This is a genomic window from Comamonas faecalis, assembly GCF_039538025.1.
In the GTDB taxonomy this organism is placed as follows: Bacteria; Pseudomonadota; Gammaproteobacteria; order Burkholderiales; family Burkholderiaceae_C; genus Comamonas_C; species Comamonas_C faecalis.
Window position 1 is genome coordinate 59,637 of record NZ_BAABBP010000008.1, and the last position, 15,546, is coordinate 75,182.

Below are 15,546 nucleotides of genomic sequence, written 5' to 3' on the forward strand. Positions count from 1 at the left end.
TTGGCGCCACTGGCGGCACGAAGGCGCCCTCGGGCGCGTGCCGCCGCAAACCCACGTGCAGACTGGCTTGGTGCGCACCGTGGTGCCGCACCCTTCAATCTTGCCTTGCATCCCTGCCTCCCGCTTTCGCTCCCGGCAGTCCTGCCCCGGCGCCACCGCTGTACGAGCAGCCAGCGCGCCGGGGAACGCGCCGATGGCCGCAGGCCGGCCGCGTTCAAGGCAAGATGTCTGCACGTTGGAATGCAGCTCGGATGCGCTCGCACTGCACGCGCGACGACACGCGGAGCGCTGCCGAATCGACACGCCCGATAGCACGATGATGCGCAGCAAATCGGCGGCCATCACGGGCGTGTCTCCAGCCACACCGGGTGCGCAACGCCGATCACATCGGCTGCACTGACCGGCCCAAAATACCGGCTGTCGAAAGACGCCTGATTGGTGCTGCTCAGCAGGAACAGTTCACCCGCCCGTAGCTGCCGACAGTGCGGCCAGGAAGGCAAGGCCCGCCCAAGCCGGTCGGCGGCCAGCACGGTTGCCACCGGCACACCGTCGATGCGCACCACACCGGCGACGATGCAGACGTGTTGCGGGGCCACGGCGCCCACCCGCTTGAGCAACGGAATGCGCTGCGGCAGATAGCCACGCTGCGCGGCGAGCGCTGCAGCGTCTGTCGGCAAGCGGGTCAACACGATGCTGCCGACGTGCAGCGCATCGGGCCGCGCAGGCGCCGGCTCGATGCGATACCAGCCCACTGTCACGCTGTCGGACGGGTTGTAGATGATGCGCGGCAGTGGCCGCGCGAATGCCGCCCAGGCCAGTGCGGCGAGGCCGCAGGCAGACAGCGCCGCCAGCAGCACGCGAGTGCGCACGTTGGGGCGCGCAGCCGTGGTGGTTGTGGCCGTCATTGCAGCCCCCGCCCGGCCAGCCAGGCTGCGTGCCGCTCGGCGGTGTAGTCCGGCAGCAGCAGCGGCAGAGACGACGGCGCAGACGAGCGCCCAGCCGTCCACGCGGCCAGCCGGTTGCCCAGCGTGCCCCAGTACGCGGGCGACACGTCGATGGCGGCGATGCCCAGCGCCTCGATGGTGTCGATCTTCTCCAGCACGGCGCGCACCTTCTGCTCGCCCTCGGCGTGCAGCAGCATGCGCGCGCCCGGCCGCACGCCGGGGATGCGCTGCGCGGCGTCCAGCGGCGTGCAGGCCTGCAGCACCATGAGCTGCCAGCGGATCGTTCCGTAGTCGTTGGCCTGCCAGCGGATGCGGCAGAACATGGCGTTCGGCAGGAACACGGCGCAGCGCCGCCAGCGGTCGAGCTGGACGGTGCGCGTGGGTTCGCCGAAGCGCAGATAGAGGTTGAAGCGCTGTTCCACATAGGCCAGCGAGACGCGGGTCAACGGTGTGCGGCCAGGTTGGCCGGCAGGCGGCTGCAGTGCAACCGCCATGGCAACCGCAGATGCGGCCGAAGACGCCGCCGCAATCGGATGGGAAATGCTGTTCATGGTGTCTTCTCGGGGAACTCCCGCTCCAGCAGCGCGCGCAGCAGCTCGGCCACCGTCACGCCTTGCGTGAAGGCCGAGACCTTGATGCGCGAGCGCAGGGCGGGCGTGATGTCGAGGGTCAGGCGCGCGGTGTAGAGGTCGCCCTTGTTCAGCGCATCGGCGTCGCCTTGGCGAATCCAGGCCTCGGCGTGCGGGTTCGCGGGCGGACGCGCGCCGATGCCGACCCGCTTGGCCGTGCGCTGGCTGTGCGGTGCCGGCTTCGAGGTCATGACGGCCACCGCAGCAGTTCGTCCACCAGCGCGGTGACTTCGCGCGCGGCGGCGCTGCCGGGCGCCGTCTCGCGCGCAAGCCGCCCAGCGGCCACGCTGTCGGCGAACACGATGCGCTGATGCACTTCCGCGCGCAGCGCAGGAAGAGGCTGTTCGGCCAGCGCCTGCCGCGCTTCGCGACCGATCACCGTGGTGCTGACACGCCGGTTGATGACGAAGGCCGCGCGCAGCGCTGGCCGGAACACCTGCGCTTCACGGATCAGCGCCACCATCTCGGCGCTGGCCCACAGGTCGTAGGGACTGGGCTGTACCGGGATCAGCACCCGCTCGGCGGCCAGCAGCGCGGAGCGCGCCAGGGCTGCGATCCGGGGTGGGCCATCGATGACGACGTGATCGGCCCGCCTGGCGAGTTCTGGCGCCTCCTGGTGCAGGGTTTCGCGTGCCAGGCCCACCGCGCTGAACAGCCTGGGCAAGCCTTGCTGGCTTCTGCGCTGCGTCCAGTCCAGCGAAGAGCCCTGGGGGTCGGCATCCAGCAGGATGACGTGCTGGCCTCTCATGGCCAGTTCACCGGCGATGTGGGTGGCGAGCGTGGTCTTGCCCACGCCGCCTTTCTGGTTGAGCAGCGCGACGATCATGGCGCGCCCCTTCCTGCTGGAAAGCCGGGCTTTGGCTGCTGCGCTTCGAGCCGCGTGGCGGTTGTCCACCGTGGCGCGGTGCCTCTACTACCAGTTAGTGAATTTGAGTTAGGTAAGTTAAGAGAGGCCGAAACCCGCGCCGGCATTGGCCTGGCGGCCGATTCTGTTGCCTGATAGCACGAGGCTTCGTTGCCCGATAGCACGACACCGGTGTTGCCTGATGGCACGAGCCCGTCCACAGGCCACGCACCGCTTATCCCCGTGCCGTGTGCGGCACGGGCCGGAACGTCAGCAGCGGGGAGGCGAGCCCGGCAACGTGCTCGATGCCCAGGCGGTAGCCCGGCAAGGCCTGCCGCGCCACCAGCGCGCGCAGGTCGGCCGCGAAGTCGTAGTAGCGCGCCACGCTGCCCGACTTGCGGTACAGGTGCTGGAAGTCGAACTGCCAGCCCTGTTCCTGCCGCCCACCGTGCTTGCGCACCAGCCGGTACAGCCAGCGCTCGATGCCCCCGGTGAGCCGGAAATACGCCGGGTCGATGGTCAGCACCAGGGCGGCGTCGAGCACGCCCGCGTAGAACCAGTCCGGCAGGATCAGCTGGATGCCCAGTGGCGAGCCCCGGGCGTCGGCCAGCTCCTTCCACTCGTTGATCCACGAGAAGCGGTGTAGGCGCCTGCCCGTGGTCTCGCGGATGGACGTGGCCACCGTGGTGGACTGCAGGCGATCCAGCGCGGCCTTGAGGCGTTGGTAGTCGCGCAGCGACGTGCCGCGCCCGATGAAGCGCAGGATCTCGTAGGGCGTGGCCTGCATCAGGCGCGAGGGGCGCAGGCCCGCGTCGCGCGCTTCCACGATCTGGCTGGCGGCCCAGATCAGGATGTCGGCATCCCAGATGGTCGCGATGCCATGCTCGGCCGTGCCCTCCACGCGGATCGTGACGTTGCCGCTGCGAAAGTCGATCGGCGCCGCGCGCCGCGACTTCGCCAGCGAGAAGAACGGAAACGCCATCAGGTCCTGGCTGTCGCGCGGCGCCATGTCGCCCGGCAGGGCACGGAACAGGTCGAGCTGTTCGCGCTCTGGACGGGCTCCCCCGGAAGGCCGCTGCCGCATGGGCAGCGCGGGGCTGGACATGGTGATGGCTGGCCGCGCGCCGCCGATCAGCGCGCACGGCTGTCCGCCGCATGGTGCTCGGCGTACTCGGGGTCGGACGTGCTGTCGAAGCTGCGCTCGGCGGCCCAGGCATCGAGGTCGGCCACGGCGTACATGACGCGTCGGCCGAACTTGCGGAACCTGGGGCCTCCGCCGATCACGCGCTGCTTCTCCAGCGTGCGCGGAGACAGGCGCAGATACTCGGCGGCTTCGTCGTTGGTGAGGTAGCGCTGGGGTTGCGCCGTCGCGGCGACGGCCGCAGTGGGCAGGGTTGCAGCGGGCCGCAAGGGAGCAGGACGCATGGTGAGAACCTCCATCGGTGTCAAAGCTCCGGCTGCACAGCGCAACCGGATGGAGGCAGTCTCAGAAAACGCGGCCTTCCTGCTCAGGGCCGATCTGCGCCGGGGGCAGATCGGCCCTTCTCAAGCGGCGGCAGTTGTGCTAACCGGCGGTAGCCGCCGCGCATCAGCGCATCGCCGCGCTGCACCAGGCGGCGCACCTTGGCGCGCAGGCCGCCGTCGCTGTACCAATCGGCCACGGCGTCCGTGCCGAACAGGCCTTCACCCACCTCGCGCATGGACGCACCCGCCCGGGTTGCGTCGAGCGCCTGCAGGGTGTGCAGTTCCTGCAGCGCAGCGGGCGTGGGCCGCGCGCAGGCCGCCGCAGCCGGTTCGGCTTCGATGGCGGCCGCCAGCGCATCCAGCCCGGCGGCCAAGGCGCGGTAGCGGGCGCAGGGCGTGGCGCAGGACCGCGTGGCGTAGAGGCAGGCCATGCCGTCCTCCAGGCCGGGGGCGAGCGCGAAGCGCAGGCAGCAGCCGGGCCAGTGCGCCGTCAGCACGAGGCGCTTGCCGTCGTGGACCAGGTGCTTGCGCCCGGGCACGTTCCAGAACTCGAACGTGCCGGCATCCGGCGGCGGGTCGGCATCGGGGTAGAGCTGCAGCACGCCATCGTGGTCGGGGAACCACGCTGGGTGCGCGTCACGTGCATCCAGAGCCGGGGCTTCGAGCAGGCGCAGGCCCCAGTGTTGAGCTGCTTGGGCCGCCTGGTGTGCGGCCTGCGGCCGTTGACGATGGCGCAGCCAGTCGAGCTGGTAGTCGGGATGGCGGCGCAGGTACTCCCAGGCGAGCGCGGGGCCGTCGAGATGCAGCACGTAGAGGTAGGCGGCCGTGGGGTACCACGGCCCGATGGGCGGATCGGCCATGACGAAAGCTCCCTGTCGAACAACAGAAACGTCGCCACGGACCTCTGCGGGGCTACTGCGTCAAAACCCTTGTCTTCATCGGCTCAAGCTGTAACATGACGTGTCAAGACGGATGGGCACAGGGTCGTTGCAGAAATCGTCCAGATGCGACGACCGCAAGACCCACAACGGTGCGCGGCACAGAGCCACCGTGCCACGGCCCGCGCAAGTGATCGAGACTGTTTGCAGCATGAGGGCACTGCCTTGGTGCAAGCATGCGGATCCAGACCCGGCCGGTCTTGAACATGACCCAAACCGTCTGAATGCGCCCGGCTTGGCCGTGGCGCGAAGGGCTCAATCGGGGACTGAACCGTCTTCCTGCGCCAGGCGCAGGTACTCCGACAACGGCCGCACCGCCTTGAAGTAGCGATCCCGCATCACGGGCTGCTGGCGCGGCCCGACGATGGACGCCAGATCGCACAGACGAACCTCGCCCAGCTCGGGCATGCCGATCCCCAGGTCGATCAGCGCCCAGGCCGTGTCGCCGTCCGCAGGGTCCAGCGCAGCCAGCAGCCAGATGGCGTGCGCGTCCGGCGTGAACAGCCGCGCCACCGGCAGTGGATCGATGGCTTGGCCTGTCGCACGGGCCTGGCCATGCGCCAGCAGCTGGCCGCGCTCGTCCTCGGTGATCAGTCGGTTCATGGCGATCCCTCCCGGTTGCACGAATCCGCCCAAGCGTGAAAGCGCAAAGCCGCATCGGCGGCTTTGAGGAAAGGCACGGATGCGGCTTCGTGGTTCTGTTCAAAACCGCAGAAACGGATTTACGTAAAAGCACGAAAGCGCCGCCCCGCGCAAATGAACACTATAGATTGTAGCTCTATAGAGCGCAATCGACTGTCATCTTGGACTTTGAGGAGTTCCAGGATTGGCGGCGAAACACACACTGTCGGAGGCGTTGAAAACCATCAGGAAGGCGCGCGGCCTGAGCCAGGAAGCGTTCTCCAACGTATCCAGCCGCACCTATCTGAGCTCACTGGAACGCGACCTGAAAAGCCCGACGCTCAACAAACTGGCCGAGCTGTGCGAGGTGATGGAAGTGCATCCGCTCACGCTGTTGACGCTGGCGTATGCGGGCGACGATGCAAGGCGGGTCGAGCAGCTTCTGGCGAAGGTGTGGCAGGAATTGGAGGCCGTGACTCCACGGGCAGACGCAAAGTAGCGCGTCCCGAAGCGTGTCGGTCCAATCTGTCCTGTCGCCGTAGCTTTGGGGGCCGAGGCACCATGACCTCTATAGTGGGGGCGACCATAGGGTCTTCACCTCAAAGAAAACCGGTCACGCCGCGCAAGCGAAGATTGGAGAATTGATGCGATTCCGTGAATTCTCGTATCTCGACGATGTCGACGAACTTGTCGTTTGCCTACCCGAGACGTGTGTCCCACCTGCCGGACTGCTGAATGAAGGTCAGTGGATCGGTTCTGGCAAGGCCGACTGGATGATGCGTGTGGACGCTGCCAACCCGGCCATTCCGTTGCAAAGGCATGTTCACATTGCGCGGGCAAGGCATGTCAGAGCCAAGAATCAACAAGCGTCGTGGAATCAGGACGGAACGAGGCACGACAAAGGCTCGTTCAATGCATCGGTGGGAGCGCAGAAGGTCGTGCAGGATCTCGCTCGTTCCGCGCTTGGTCTTGACGTTGGAGCGATCCTGGAACAACGTGTCCCTCCTCAGAGCATGTTGCTGGAGTCGGCTGCAGAAATAGGCAAGACGATCACCATCTACATGGTCATGACGAACGAGGACAGCGCGACATGACCGAGAACGGCGCACGCGCACGCGTCAGAGGAAGGCAGACGACGATCACGTTCGTCTACACGCACATCGGCGCGAAACACATGCTGGAGTTGGCCGAGAGGACGAGCGAGGGCCAACTCTACACGCTCACGAGCGCACTCATCTACTGTGCCTTCACGCTCGAGGCCTATCTCAATCATCTCGGCAAGTTGCGGCATAGCGACTGGGATGAAATTGAGCGAAGGCGCAGCAAACGGCAGAAGTTTGAGACGTTTGCGCGGTCCGCCAACCTCGAATTCGACTACGCTCGCCGCCCCTACGTCACGCTCGTGCAACTCTTCGCTTTCCGTGATCGCATGGCGCACGGCAAGACAGTCACTGAGGACGTGTCGATGCTGATTGATGCCGATGTTCCGCGCTTGCCTCAAATCGTGAGCGAGTCGGACTGGAAAGCCTTTGCCACGATCGAGAACGCGAGACATGCGATCGAAGATGTGGAGATGCTTGTGAGGGAGTTGCACGCCGCCTGCGGCTACAAGGACAACCCATTTGGGCGCATGGGCGGCGGGATTTATGGCGTGGTACGCGAGTAGCCTATCTCAGGCGCACATCAAACCATACGGGCTCCCTGCCGCCGTGTAGCGTTTGCTCCATTCAACCCTGCGCCCCGCCCACAGGGCGGGGCGCAGGGTTGAATGTCAGGCGGCCTGTGGTTTGCTGCGCGACCAGATCAGGTCGTGAGTTCCGTCCTCGCCTTCGATCAGGCGGGCATAGACCGCAGCAGGGAACGAAGGGTCATCCAGGGTCACGGACAGGTACTCCCGCCCAGCCTCGCTGGTCTTCCTCCACGCCGCGCCGATATCGTGACTGCTCGATTGCAGGCGGTAGTCGGGGGCGTTCTCGCTGTTGCCCTTGTCGTTGGGAACCAGCTTGACCTTGACATTGAGCGTCAGGGTGCGAAGCGTGCCGGTGAAGCCGTCTTTGTCTGCGGTGAAGGTGCCGATGTTGGCCATGATGAAACTCCTTTTCGGTTGAACAAGGTTCGCGCCCATCGCGTCCTTGTTGTGATCCGGCCGGCGGGGGACGGGCGGGCTGCACCGCCTGCGGTCGCAACGCAGTGGAGAACCGGAAGGCGACAACAATTTGGCTCCGCGAGGAATGCGCCGAACGCAGTGACAAAGCAGGGGAAATTGGTTTCGGCGGACGGTTGCGGCCATGAAGCCCGAGGCGCAGCCGTGCCACCGCCAGGATTCACAACAACACAAGGACGCCTTGGGCCGAACCGCTCCGAAAGGAGACAGGGCCGACTCGGCATCCCCGCACGAAGGCTTCTCCGGCTCGCCCGCTGACGCGCGCCAGGTCAACCACCCGACGACAAGCGAGAACGCCCCTGCCGCACCGTGTGGCGCCGGCCTTGAGGCGTGGCGTGGAATCTCCATGGCGATGCCGGGCGGGATGTCCGTGAGTCCTTCGTGACGTGATAGGCAGGAACCGCCAGCGTCGAGGACGGCACGCATCCGTGCAACCTGCCGCAGCAAGCCAAGGCGTACCTGCCGCACCCAGCCCGTAGCGGAGGGGCGCTGAACCTGCCGATCCGGCGATGCCGGTTCGGCGGTATCCAAGGGGCGCCAAGCCCGCGCGGCGGGGATGGGCCTTGTGCCGATCCCCTGGAGGCAAGCGAAGCGCGCAGCGCCGCAGGCGCGAAGGCGTGAGGGATTGGAGCCGAATGGCCGTGACGACGAAGACGGCACGGGGCGCAGCCCGCAAAGCCCGACGGCGCAACGCGCCGGCACGCTCAACCTCTGCTTGCTTCGCGACCCATCGTGGTGATGTGCTTACGGCCGCCCAATGCGGAAAACTGAATTCGCCCCCCAGGTCGCCACCACCAGGCTGCCATCGGGCGCGAGTGCCAGGCCCACAGGGCTGCTCAGACCATCGGCAATCACCGTTCGCCTGCCGTTGCGATCCACTTTGCTGATGGTCGTACCTCCGTAGTCCACGACATAGGCCGCATCGGCACCTGACCGCACGATGCCTGGACCGGGGCTTGCCAGATCAGCGTTGATGGTGCGGGCCTGCAGGCGGCCCGACACCAGAGAAATACCTCCAGCGATGTTGCTCACCAGAATGTCACCGTTGGGAAGTTCGACTGCGCCCACTGGCGTTTGCAGCCCTTCGGCTGCCACGTCGATCTTTCCATTCGGATGCGCGGCCAGAATCTGGTGGGTTCGCCGGTTGGCGATCAACAGTCGTCCCTTCGCATCAAAGGACAAACCCGCAGGCGTCGCCAGTCCCCGCACAAAGACGCTTCGCTTTCCGCTCGGCGTGAAGCGCCAGACCAAATCCTCGCTGTAGGAAGCCACATAGATGTCGCCCGCCCGCGAGATGGCAAGTCCCGACGGGCCACTCAGCCCATCGGCAAAGACGCTGCGACGCCCGTCCGGCGCGAATCTCAGAACCGTGCCAGCCGACCAGTTGGCCACGTACAGATTGCCGCCGTCGTCATGGGCCATGCCGACGGGCGAACTCAATCCGTCATGGATGAGGATGGGCTGCTGCCGCTCGGCCACCTGGGTCCTGGGTATTGCATCTGCTTGCGCGGCGCTTGCTGGCATGGCGGCACCGGCAACCCCCAGAACCAAGCCCGCATAGGAAATGATTCGCTTCATCGGGCATCCCCTTGCGCAAACACTTCCTTGGCGGCCGATAGCCCGTTCAAGGCAGCAGGAAACCCCGCATAGACGGCCATCTGCATGATGGTCTCGACGACTTCATCGCGTGTCACCCCCACATTGAGAGCCGCCTGGATATGCACCTTGAGCTGGGGCGCCGCATTGCCCAGCGCGGTCAGTGCAGCGACCACCGCGATTTCGCGGCTTTTCAGGTCGAGGCCGGGACGGGAATACACGTCGCCGAAGGGAAACTCGATCAGGTAGCGCGCAAAGTCGGGGGCAATGCCCTCCAGGCTTTGCACGACGCGCTCGCCGGCCTCGCCGTCGATCTCACGCAGTTTTGCGAGTCCGCGTTCGTAGCGGTTTTCGATGTTCATCAGCACGTCCTTCATCAGAGATTGAATCCGACGCCAAGGACTGCGCCAACGAGCGGTAGTGCTCGATCTTCGCCTGCAAAGCATCTGCGGATTGCCGCATCGCTTCGATCTCTGCAAGAACGTCCGTCAGGTGTTCCTCCAGCATCTGGCGACGATCCGGCACCGTCGAGTCCCCAGCGCCGCGTAACTTTGCGAACGCCTGCATCTTGCCAATGGGCATATGCGTCGTCCGCAAACGCAGCAGGAATTCAATCCAAACCATATCCGATGCCGCGTAGCGCCGCTGGCCCCCAGCCGCACGACCGACAGGGGCGATCAAGCCGATGCGCTCGTAGTAGCGCAGGGTGTAGGCCGTCAGGCCCGTGCGCTTGGCGACTTCATCAATGCTCAGTTGAGATTCCACGGGATGATCCTAGAAGTTAGAGCACGCTCTAAGTCAACAACTATATGCATGCGCCGCCGTCTGAGCACCGCGAAGGCGGTGGCGTGGCAGTCTTGGATTGGCGGTGAAACCGGGCGCGGCCACCGCCGCGCCTGGATTTGAAGGCAGGCCCCGACCGAAGGCCGGGCCTGCCAGGGCATGGGGCCGATCAGGTAGACAGCACCTCACCTTCGGCCGGTGCAGCGGCGTCCTGCTCGCTGTCGCCCGCGCCTTCGGCCTTGAGCATCGCAGGCATCCACCCCGTCCCCTCCACCAGCCGATCGGCTTCGCTGGCGATGTCGGTCTTCTTGAGCTTCGCCAGCCGGGCCGCATGCGCCGGCGCGAACTGCCCCACGGCCTCCAGGATCACGGCCTTGGAAACGTGCTTGAAATACCCCTCGGCGGTCGGCTTCCACCACGCGGCCATGTCCAGCCCCACAGCCTGCGCCAGTTCCGCGCCGGGTGGGTGCGGTGTGGCACGCGGCGTCACCACGTCCACCGTCGCAGCCACGCACACCGCCAGCAGCCGCACCAGTTCATCCTGCGGCATCGCCAGCAGCGCGGCGAACCGTGCGGCACTGTCCTCGGGAAGCTTCCCGGCCCATGCCTGCCGAACCTCGCGCAGCGCGCCAGCGGCAGGCGACTCCGGCAGATCGGGGGCCAGGGTGTCCAGCCGATCCTGCACGGTCAGGCGCACGCCCAGCGGCAATGAATCGCGACCGGGGCCATAGTGGCGATCCTGCAAAACGGTCTGCACCATGCCATGCATCAGCGCGGCCAATGCCGCCTGCGGGTGCCGGGCCACCTCGACCTGCAGCGCGGCTGTGCGGTGCGCGCTCAGGCGCTGCGCCAGCCGGTCGGAGACGGTCGCGGCCGGGGGTGCCTCGCCATCCTCGCCCTCGTTCGTGTCGGCGCCTTCCACGCTACCCAGCGCCTGACCCAGCCGCAGCCGCCCCAGCGTGCGCAGCGCCCGGGCCTCGGCCTCGCGCAGCAGCCCGCGATGGATCACGGGTTCCCCCTGCCGGTCGATGGTGACGATGGCGCCCGCTGCGGCCTTCACGCTCGGGGCGCAGTCCAGCAAGCCCGCTTCCAGCGCCTGCAGTTGCTCGCCCAGGCGTTCGCCTTCTTCTTCCAACACCTCGGCCTTGTCCTGGTCGTCGGCGTCCATCGCCGCATCCACGGCCTCGCCAATGGCTTGCATCCGCGCCTGCAGTTTCTCGATGCGCTGGGCCTCGCGCCGGGTCGGGCTGCGCCGCTCCCTCGGTGCACGCTGGAATGCCTGCAGGTCGGCATGGGTGGCGCTGGGCACGGCCTCGACCCAGGCCCAGCCCTCCGCGCGCACGGCCTCGGCCTGCACCTGCAGCTTCTCGCGCACCAGCGTTTCCAGCAATGCGGTGTCGGTCACGTACACGCCCGCATCCCCTTCGGCGAAGAGGTCGCGGCGGATGCTGCCGCCCGCCTGCTCGTAGGCCGCCAGCCCAATGAAGCGCACCAGCGCATCGGCCGCGCCCGTCTCGCGCTCGGTCAGCCGCTCGCGCAGAGCCTGCGGGCTGCGCTGCCATTGCGGCGCGCCGTAGAACGCCGCCTCCTGCGCGCCATGGTCGTCCGTGATCGCCAGCGCCATCAACTGGTCCAGGCTCACGGCGTCGGCGCGGTAGTCGGCCATCAGGCGCTGCGAGACATTCGCCAGCTTCAGGCGGCGCTCCACCACCAGCGGCGTGACGGCGAAGTCTGCCGCGATGTCCTCGACGGGCCGGCCCTCGGCCACCAGCGCGGCGAAGGCCTCGAACTGGTCGGCCGGGTGCATGGCCTCGCGCTGCACGTTCTCGGTCAGGCTCGCGGTGCGGGCGCTGGCATCCTGCACCTGCAGGCACGGCACCGGCCAATCCCGGGCGATGCGGTGTCTCTTGGCCAGCAGCTTGAGGGCGGCAAGGCGGCGGCCACCGGCCACCACTTCGTAATGCACACCATCGGGGGCCAGCGTCACGGTCAGGTTTTGCAGCAAGCCCACGCGCTCGATGCTCGCGGCCAGCGCATCGATGGACGGCCCGGCCGTCTTGCGCACGTTGCGGCGCGAGGGGCGCAGATGCGACAGCAGCACCAGCAGCATGTGCTGCGCGGGCTGCGCCGGGATGACGGCACTGGCCGCAGCGGTGTGGAGGGCCTGGGCTTCTGGATGGGTGATGGCATTCATGATGAAACTCCTACGGTGAGAGAACAGAAAGAACGAAAAGGACGGAAACAGCAAACACGAGGGAAGGCATGGAGGGGCCGAGCCCCTCCGGGAAAAATCGGTGGGCGTCAGGCCTTGAGCTGGCGCATGCCATCGGCCAGCAGCCACAGGGCGCGGTTCAGGCGCAGGTTCTGGTCGATGCCCTGCACCGGGCGGGTCTGCTGCCTGCGGCCATTGGCGGCGCGGCCCTGCAATCCGCCCTTGACGAGGTTTTCCTGGGTGCGGTTGAACACGCTCCACAGGTCGGGGCGGCGGTCGTCGAAGCGGCGCGGGGCCAGCACCTGGGTTTCGGTGACAGGTGCGGGCTTGTCGGGGTCGTCGTACTTGAGGGCCAGCGCGGCGCGTGCGAACACTTCCGACTCCCCGGCATCCAGCGAGATGGCCTGCATGGATTCGCGCGATGCCAGCGCCCGGTCGAAGCCATCCAACACCTGATAGGCGCCCTCGATCACCTGCCCTGCCACGTCGCCCTTGTGCGGCACGCGCACATCGGCCACGGTGTCGCCGCACACCAGTCCGTTTTGGCAGACGAAGCGGAACATGCCCGCCAGCAGCTGGTAGCTGCTGGTGCCGTCGTGCGAGTTCAGCAGGATGATTTCGTTGGCTTCGCGGGCGTTGATCTGGTTGGCATGACGCAGCCGGATCATGTGCTTGGTGAAGTCGCGCCGGTCGTCCTGGCGCACGCGGGTCTGCGCCACCATGAAGGGCTGGAACCCTTCCTTTCGCAACTCGGTGAGAACGGCGGCGGTGGGGATGTAGGCGTAACGCTGCGAACGGCTTTGATGGGGAGCGTCGGCAAAGATGGACGGCACCACGGCCCGGATCTGGTCATCCGACAAAGGGTGTTCGGAGCGCAGCACCGGGGAACGGGAAGCGAAGCGGGAGGCGAGTTGCATGTCTTTCTCCTGAAAAAATCAACGGATGTCCGTTGGCTGTTGAAGAAACCGCACACCGGATTCCAAGATTCGGAGCCCAGCCTCGTGGCTGTTCGGTGCGGTCGGCACGAAGAACCCGGTTGGCCTCGTTGCCACCGTCATTCCTGAGTTCATCGCCCGCGACAAAAGGGAGCGCGCGGACGGGGGCTGTCAAGGAGACAAGCGCAGGGTGGGTGCGGCCCGCAGGCACAGCCGAGGACACGGCCCTGCGCGCCTTGACGGCACCGGGCCGTGGGCTACCGTCGCGAAGAAGGTGATGGAGTCAGGGAAAGACGGCTCACCAGGCAACGGCCGCACTGCACGCCGACCGCACGGCAAGCGAAGCGCGCAGGCCCGAAGCTGCAAGCCGGGCCGGAGGCGTCAGCCGAGCGGAGCGAGGGAACGATGGAAGCCCGAAGCGGGCGAGACTTGCGCAGCGAGGCTCGATGCGCCACGCGCACGACAGCGCGACCGGCCATCTCCCAGGGGGCCGGGGACGTCCGAACGCAAAGTGGCCTTTACGATGACGCCATGTCCGAGACAGAACACGCCGATTCCGACGATCCCCTGGAACACATGCTCCAGCGCTCGAAGGCCCTGCATGAACGGTTCAACGAACTGCTGGGCGACGCCGAGTTCGACGGCTCTCCACGCGGCGAAGCTGCTCTCGGTATGTGCCTGGTCGCCATGGAACACGCCACGGCCTTGCATGCCTTGATGGCGCTGGGCATGCCGACCTCGGCTGCCGGCCTGATGCGGCTGCAGTTCGAAGCGCTGACCCGCGCGATGTGGCTCATCTATGCGGCCCCCGAGACCGCGATCGAGAAGCTGTCGGCCCCGCTCACGCTGGAAGCCGAACAGGCCGCCAAGAACCTGCCCAGCGCAAAGGACATGATCGATCAGATCGGCAAACGCGTCGGACAGGACACGCCGGCAGCGGCCCACCAGATGCTGGTCCACTTCAAGGACATCTCCTGGAACGCCATGAACTCGTTCGTGCACGGCGGCATCCATCCCCTGCGACGCAATGCCGATGGCTTCCCCATGCACCTGGCCTTGCAGGTGCTGCGCAACTCGAACGGCCTGAGCACCATGACCGCCATGACGATGGCCGTCCTCACCGGCGATAAAGCCATCACCAAGCCGATGAGCAAGGTCCAGCCGGCATTCGCCGACTGCCTGCCGGATCTGCTCAAACCCTGAGGATCAGGGCGTCGGTGACGCCCTGATGGCGGGTCAGACGACGACCCGCCCGGCCAGCCGCGCATCACGCGCGTAGGCGCTCAGCCGCTTCTCAGCGCGAAAGTGCAGATCACGCTCGACCGGCAATCCCAGCCGTCCCCGCACGGTTGCCAGCTCCTGCAGACTGACCCAGCCCAGTTCGGGTGCGCCCAGGCCCAGGTCGCAAAGACCGAAGGCATGGTCATGGTCGTCAGGATCGATCTCCGTCAGCAGCCAGGTCGCGCCCGCATCGGGCGTGAACAGCTTGACCACGGGCGCCGGATCGAAGTCGGCGTTCTGCAGTGATTCGCGGCCGTTGGCCAGCAGCAGCACGCGCTGCGCGTCGTTGATGAGTGCGTTCATGGTGAACTCCAGAAGAAATACCGGGCGGGATTGCCCGCAGCCTCCGGGTCACGGTGCAGCGCAGCGGTCAAGGTTCGAAGACGGCCGTCCAGGCCGCCAGCGCATCACCGATGCGCGCCGACCTTGACGGCGAGAACGGCGTGGCACGCTGGGTGCAACAGCAAGCCAGCCCCACCCCAGTCCTGCAACGGTCTCGTGCCATGCCATGGCACGCTGTCCACGGCATACGAAAAACCGGGAGCCCATGCGGCTCCCGGTTGCGCGGGCTCAGATCAGCCCGCGCTCGGCAAAGGACAGGATCGTCGGCCCGGCCACGATCAGGTGATCGATGACCCGCACGTCCACCAGCGACAGCGCGCTCTTGAGCGTCTGCGTCAGCATCTCGTCCGCCCGCGACGGCTCGGCCACACCCGACGGATGGTTGTGCACCAGAATCAGCGCCGCCGAATTTCGCGCCAGGGCTTCCTTGACGATCTCGCGCGGGTACACCGAGGTCTGGCTCACCGTGCCCCTGAACATCTCCACATACTCGATGACCCGGTGTTGGGTATCCAGATGGATCACCGCAAACACCTCGTGCTCCAGCGTGCCCAGCTTGATGCGCAAGAAGTCGCGCACCGCCTGCGGCGACGACAGCATCTCGGTCCCGCGCAACTGGCCTGCCAGCACCCGCAGCGCCGCCTGCAGCACTTCGGCAGGCTCGGCCGAGCGGTACTCACCCGCAACATCGCGAACGAGCAATGAACCAGCAGCAGAAGAAACGGCAGCGAAGGAATCGAGGGAAGAGAACAGATCGTGCGACATGGCGAACTCCAGTGATCGGGCGGTATTG

General features: G+C 66.7%; 20 protein-coding genes. 4 read left to right on the forward strand and 16 right to left on the reverse strand.

Annotation, left to right across the window (positions count from 1 at the left end):
• Nucleotides 1-341 precede the first annotated feature (341 nt).
• From ABD767_RS06145 to ABD767_RS06180, 8 genes are all read right to left on the reverse strand, one after another.
• Nucleotides 342-905 carry a S26 family signal peptidase gene (locus ABD767_RS06145; RefSeq protein WP_091571703.1) on the reverse strand — a complete coding sequence of 188 codons (564 nt, stop codon included), beginning with the start codon at nucleotides 903-905 and terminating at the stop codon, nucleotides 342-344.
• A complete protein-coding gene (locus tag ABD767_RS06150) occupies nucleotides 902-1,495 on the reverse strand; it encodes a DUF2840 domain-containing protein (RefSeq protein ID WP_091571701.1) in 594 nt (197 codons plus the stop codon). Before ABD767_RS06150 ends, ABD767_RS06145 begins: the two co-directional genes overlap by 4 nt.
• Nucleotides 1,492-1,764 carry a chromosome partitioning protein ParB gene (locus ABD767_RS06155; RefSeq protein WP_091571698.1) on the reverse strand — a complete coding sequence of 91 codons (273 nt, stop codon included), beginning with the start codon at nucleotides 1,762-1,764 and terminating at the stop codon, nucleotides 1,492-1,494. Before ABD767_RS06155 ends, ABD767_RS06150 begins: the two co-directional genes overlap by 4 nt.
• Complete coding sequence (parA, locus tag ABD767_RS06160; protein ID WP_091571695.1) at nucleotides 1,761-2,399, reverse strand: ParA family partition ATPase; 639 nt, start codon at nucleotides 2,397-2,399, stop codon at nucleotides 1,761-1,763. Before parA ends, ABD767_RS06155 begins: the two co-directional genes overlap by 4 nt.
• 253 nt (nucleotides 2,400-2,652) lie before the next feature.
• Nucleotides 2,653-3,522 (reverse strand): replication initiator protein A, encoded by an 870-nt coding sequence (locus ABD767_RS06165; RefSeq protein WP_091571690.1) that lies wholly within the window; start codon nucleotides 3,520-3,522, stop codon nucleotides 2,653-2,655.
• 26 nt (nucleotides 3,523-3,548) lie between these two features.
• Nucleotides 3,549-3,842: a helix-turn-helix transcriptional regulator gene (locus ABD767_RS06170; protein WP_091571762.1), complete on the reverse strand. Its 294-nt coding sequence runs from the start codon at nucleotides 3,840-3,842 to the stop codon at nucleotides 3,549-3,551.
• A gap of 83 nt (nucleotides 3,843-3,925) precedes the next feature.
• Entirely contained in the window at nucleotides 3,926-4,741 is an 816-nt protein-coding gene (locus ABD767_RS06175; protein ID WP_091571687.1) for a DUF2285 domain-containing protein, read from the reverse strand.
• Between the two features lie 333 nt (nucleotides 4,742-5,074).
• Entirely contained in the window at nucleotides 5,075-5,422 is a 348-nt protein-coding gene (locus ABD767_RS06180) for a DUF2958 domain-containing protein (protein ID WP_091571684.1), read from the reverse strand.
• A 223-nt stretch (nucleotides 5,423-5,645) separates the two neighbouring features.
• On the opposite strand from ABD767_RS06180, the gene ABD767_RS06185 reads away from it, so the two are divergent.
• The 3 genes from ABD767_RS06185 to ABD767_RS06195 all read left to right on the forward strand — a co-directional run bounded on the left by ABD767_RS06185 (nucleotide 5,646) and on the right by ABD767_RS06195 (nucleotide 7,106).
• Nucleotides 5,646-5,939, forward strand: coding sequence for a helix-turn-helix domain-containing protein (locus ABD767_RS06185; RefSeq protein WP_091571682.1), 294 nt, complete (start codon nucleotides 5,646-5,648; stop codon nucleotides 5,937-5,939).
• Between the two features lie 145 nt (nucleotides 5,940-6,084).
• A complete protein-coding gene (locus tag ABD767_RS06190; RefSeq protein WP_139182757.1) occupies nucleotides 6,085-6,534 on the forward strand; it encodes a DUF6367 family protein in 450 nt (149 codons plus the stop codon).
• Nucleotides 6,531-7,106 (forward strand): hypothetical protein, encoded by a 576-nt coding sequence (locus ABD767_RS06195; RefSeq protein WP_091571679.1) that lies wholly within the window; start codon nucleotides 6,531-6,533, stop codon nucleotides 7,104-7,106. Before ABD767_RS06190 ends, ABD767_RS06195 begins: the two co-directional genes overlap by 4 nt.
• Before the next feature lie 105 nt (nucleotides 7,107-7,211).
• Here ABD767_RS06195 and ABD767_RS06200 read toward each other — a convergent pair whose 3' ends face one another.
• The 6 genes from ABD767_RS06200 to ABD767_RS06225 all read right to left on the reverse strand — a co-directional run bounded on the left by ABD767_RS06200 (nucleotide 7,212) and on the right by ABD767_RS06225 (nucleotide 13,112).
• Nucleotides 7,212-7,526 (reverse strand): DUF736 domain-containing protein, encoded by a 315-nt coding sequence (locus tag ABD767_RS06200; RefSeq protein ID WP_091571675.1) that lies wholly within the window; start codon nucleotides 7,524-7,526, stop codon nucleotides 7,212-7,214.
• Nucleotides 7,527-8,348: 822 nt separating this feature from the next.
• The gene (locus ABD767_RS06205; RefSeq protein WP_091571673.1) at nucleotides 8,349-9,182 is read right to left on the reverse strand and encodes an NHL repeat-containing protein; all 834 of its coding nucleotides are present in this window, start codon (nucleotides 9,180-9,182) and stop codon (nucleotides 8,349-8,351) included.
• Nucleotides 9,179-9,562: a carboxymuconolactone decarboxylase family protein gene (locus tag ABD767_RS06210; RefSeq protein ID WP_091571670.1), complete on the reverse strand. Its 384-nt coding sequence runs from the start codon at nucleotides 9,560-9,562 to the stop codon at nucleotides 9,179-9,181. The genes ABD767_RS06205 and ABD767_RS06210 overlap by 4 nt, the downstream gene beginning before the upstream one ends.
• Nucleotides 9,516-9,965: a MerR family transcriptional regulator gene (locus ABD767_RS06215; protein ID WP_344868793.1), complete on the reverse strand. Its 450-nt coding sequence runs from the start codon at nucleotides 9,963-9,965 to the stop codon at nucleotides 9,516-9,518. Before ABD767_RS06215 ends, ABD767_RS06210 begins: the two co-directional genes overlap by 47 nt.
• A 187-nt stretch (nucleotides 9,966-10,152) precedes the next feature.
• The gene (locus ABD767_RS06220; protein ID WP_344868795.1) at nucleotides 10,153-12,177 is read right to left on the reverse strand and encodes a ParB/RepB/Spo0J family partition protein; all 2,025 of its coding nucleotides are present in this window, start codon (nucleotides 12,175-12,177) and stop codon (nucleotides 10,153-10,155) included.
• Nucleotides 12,178-12,284: 107 nt separating this feature from the next.
• A complete protein-coding gene (locus tag ABD767_RS06225) occupies nucleotides 12,285-13,112 on the reverse strand; it encodes a DUF932 domain-containing protein (RefSeq protein ID WP_091571663.1) in 828 nt (275 codons plus the stop codon).
• Between the two features lie 549 nt (nucleotides 13,113-13,661).
• On the opposite strand from ABD767_RS06225, the gene ABD767_RS06230 reads away from it, so the two are divergent.
• Nucleotides 13,662-14,333 carry a DUF6988 family protein gene (locus tag ABD767_RS06230; protein WP_091571660.1) on the forward strand — a complete coding sequence of 224 codons (672 nt, stop codon included), beginning with the start codon at nucleotides 13,662-13,664 and terminating at the stop codon, nucleotides 14,331-14,333.
• A gap of 33 nt (nucleotides 14,334-14,366) precedes the next feature.
• On the opposite strand, the gene ABD767_RS06235 is transcribed toward ABD767_RS06230, so the two are convergent.
• Together ABD767_RS06235 and radC are read right to left on the reverse strand one after the other, a co-directional pair.
• Entirely contained in the window at nucleotides 14,367-14,714 is a 348-nt protein-coding gene (locus ABD767_RS06235; protein ID WP_091571657.1) for a DUF2958 domain-containing protein, read from the reverse strand.
• A 267-nt stretch (nucleotides 14,715-14,981) separates the two neighbouring features.
• Entirely contained in the window at nucleotides 14,982-15,518 is a 537-nt protein-coding gene (gene radC / locus ABD767_RS06240; protein WP_091571654.1) for a RadC family protein, read from the reverse strand.
• Nucleotides 15,519-15,546 lie beyond the last annotated feature (28 nt).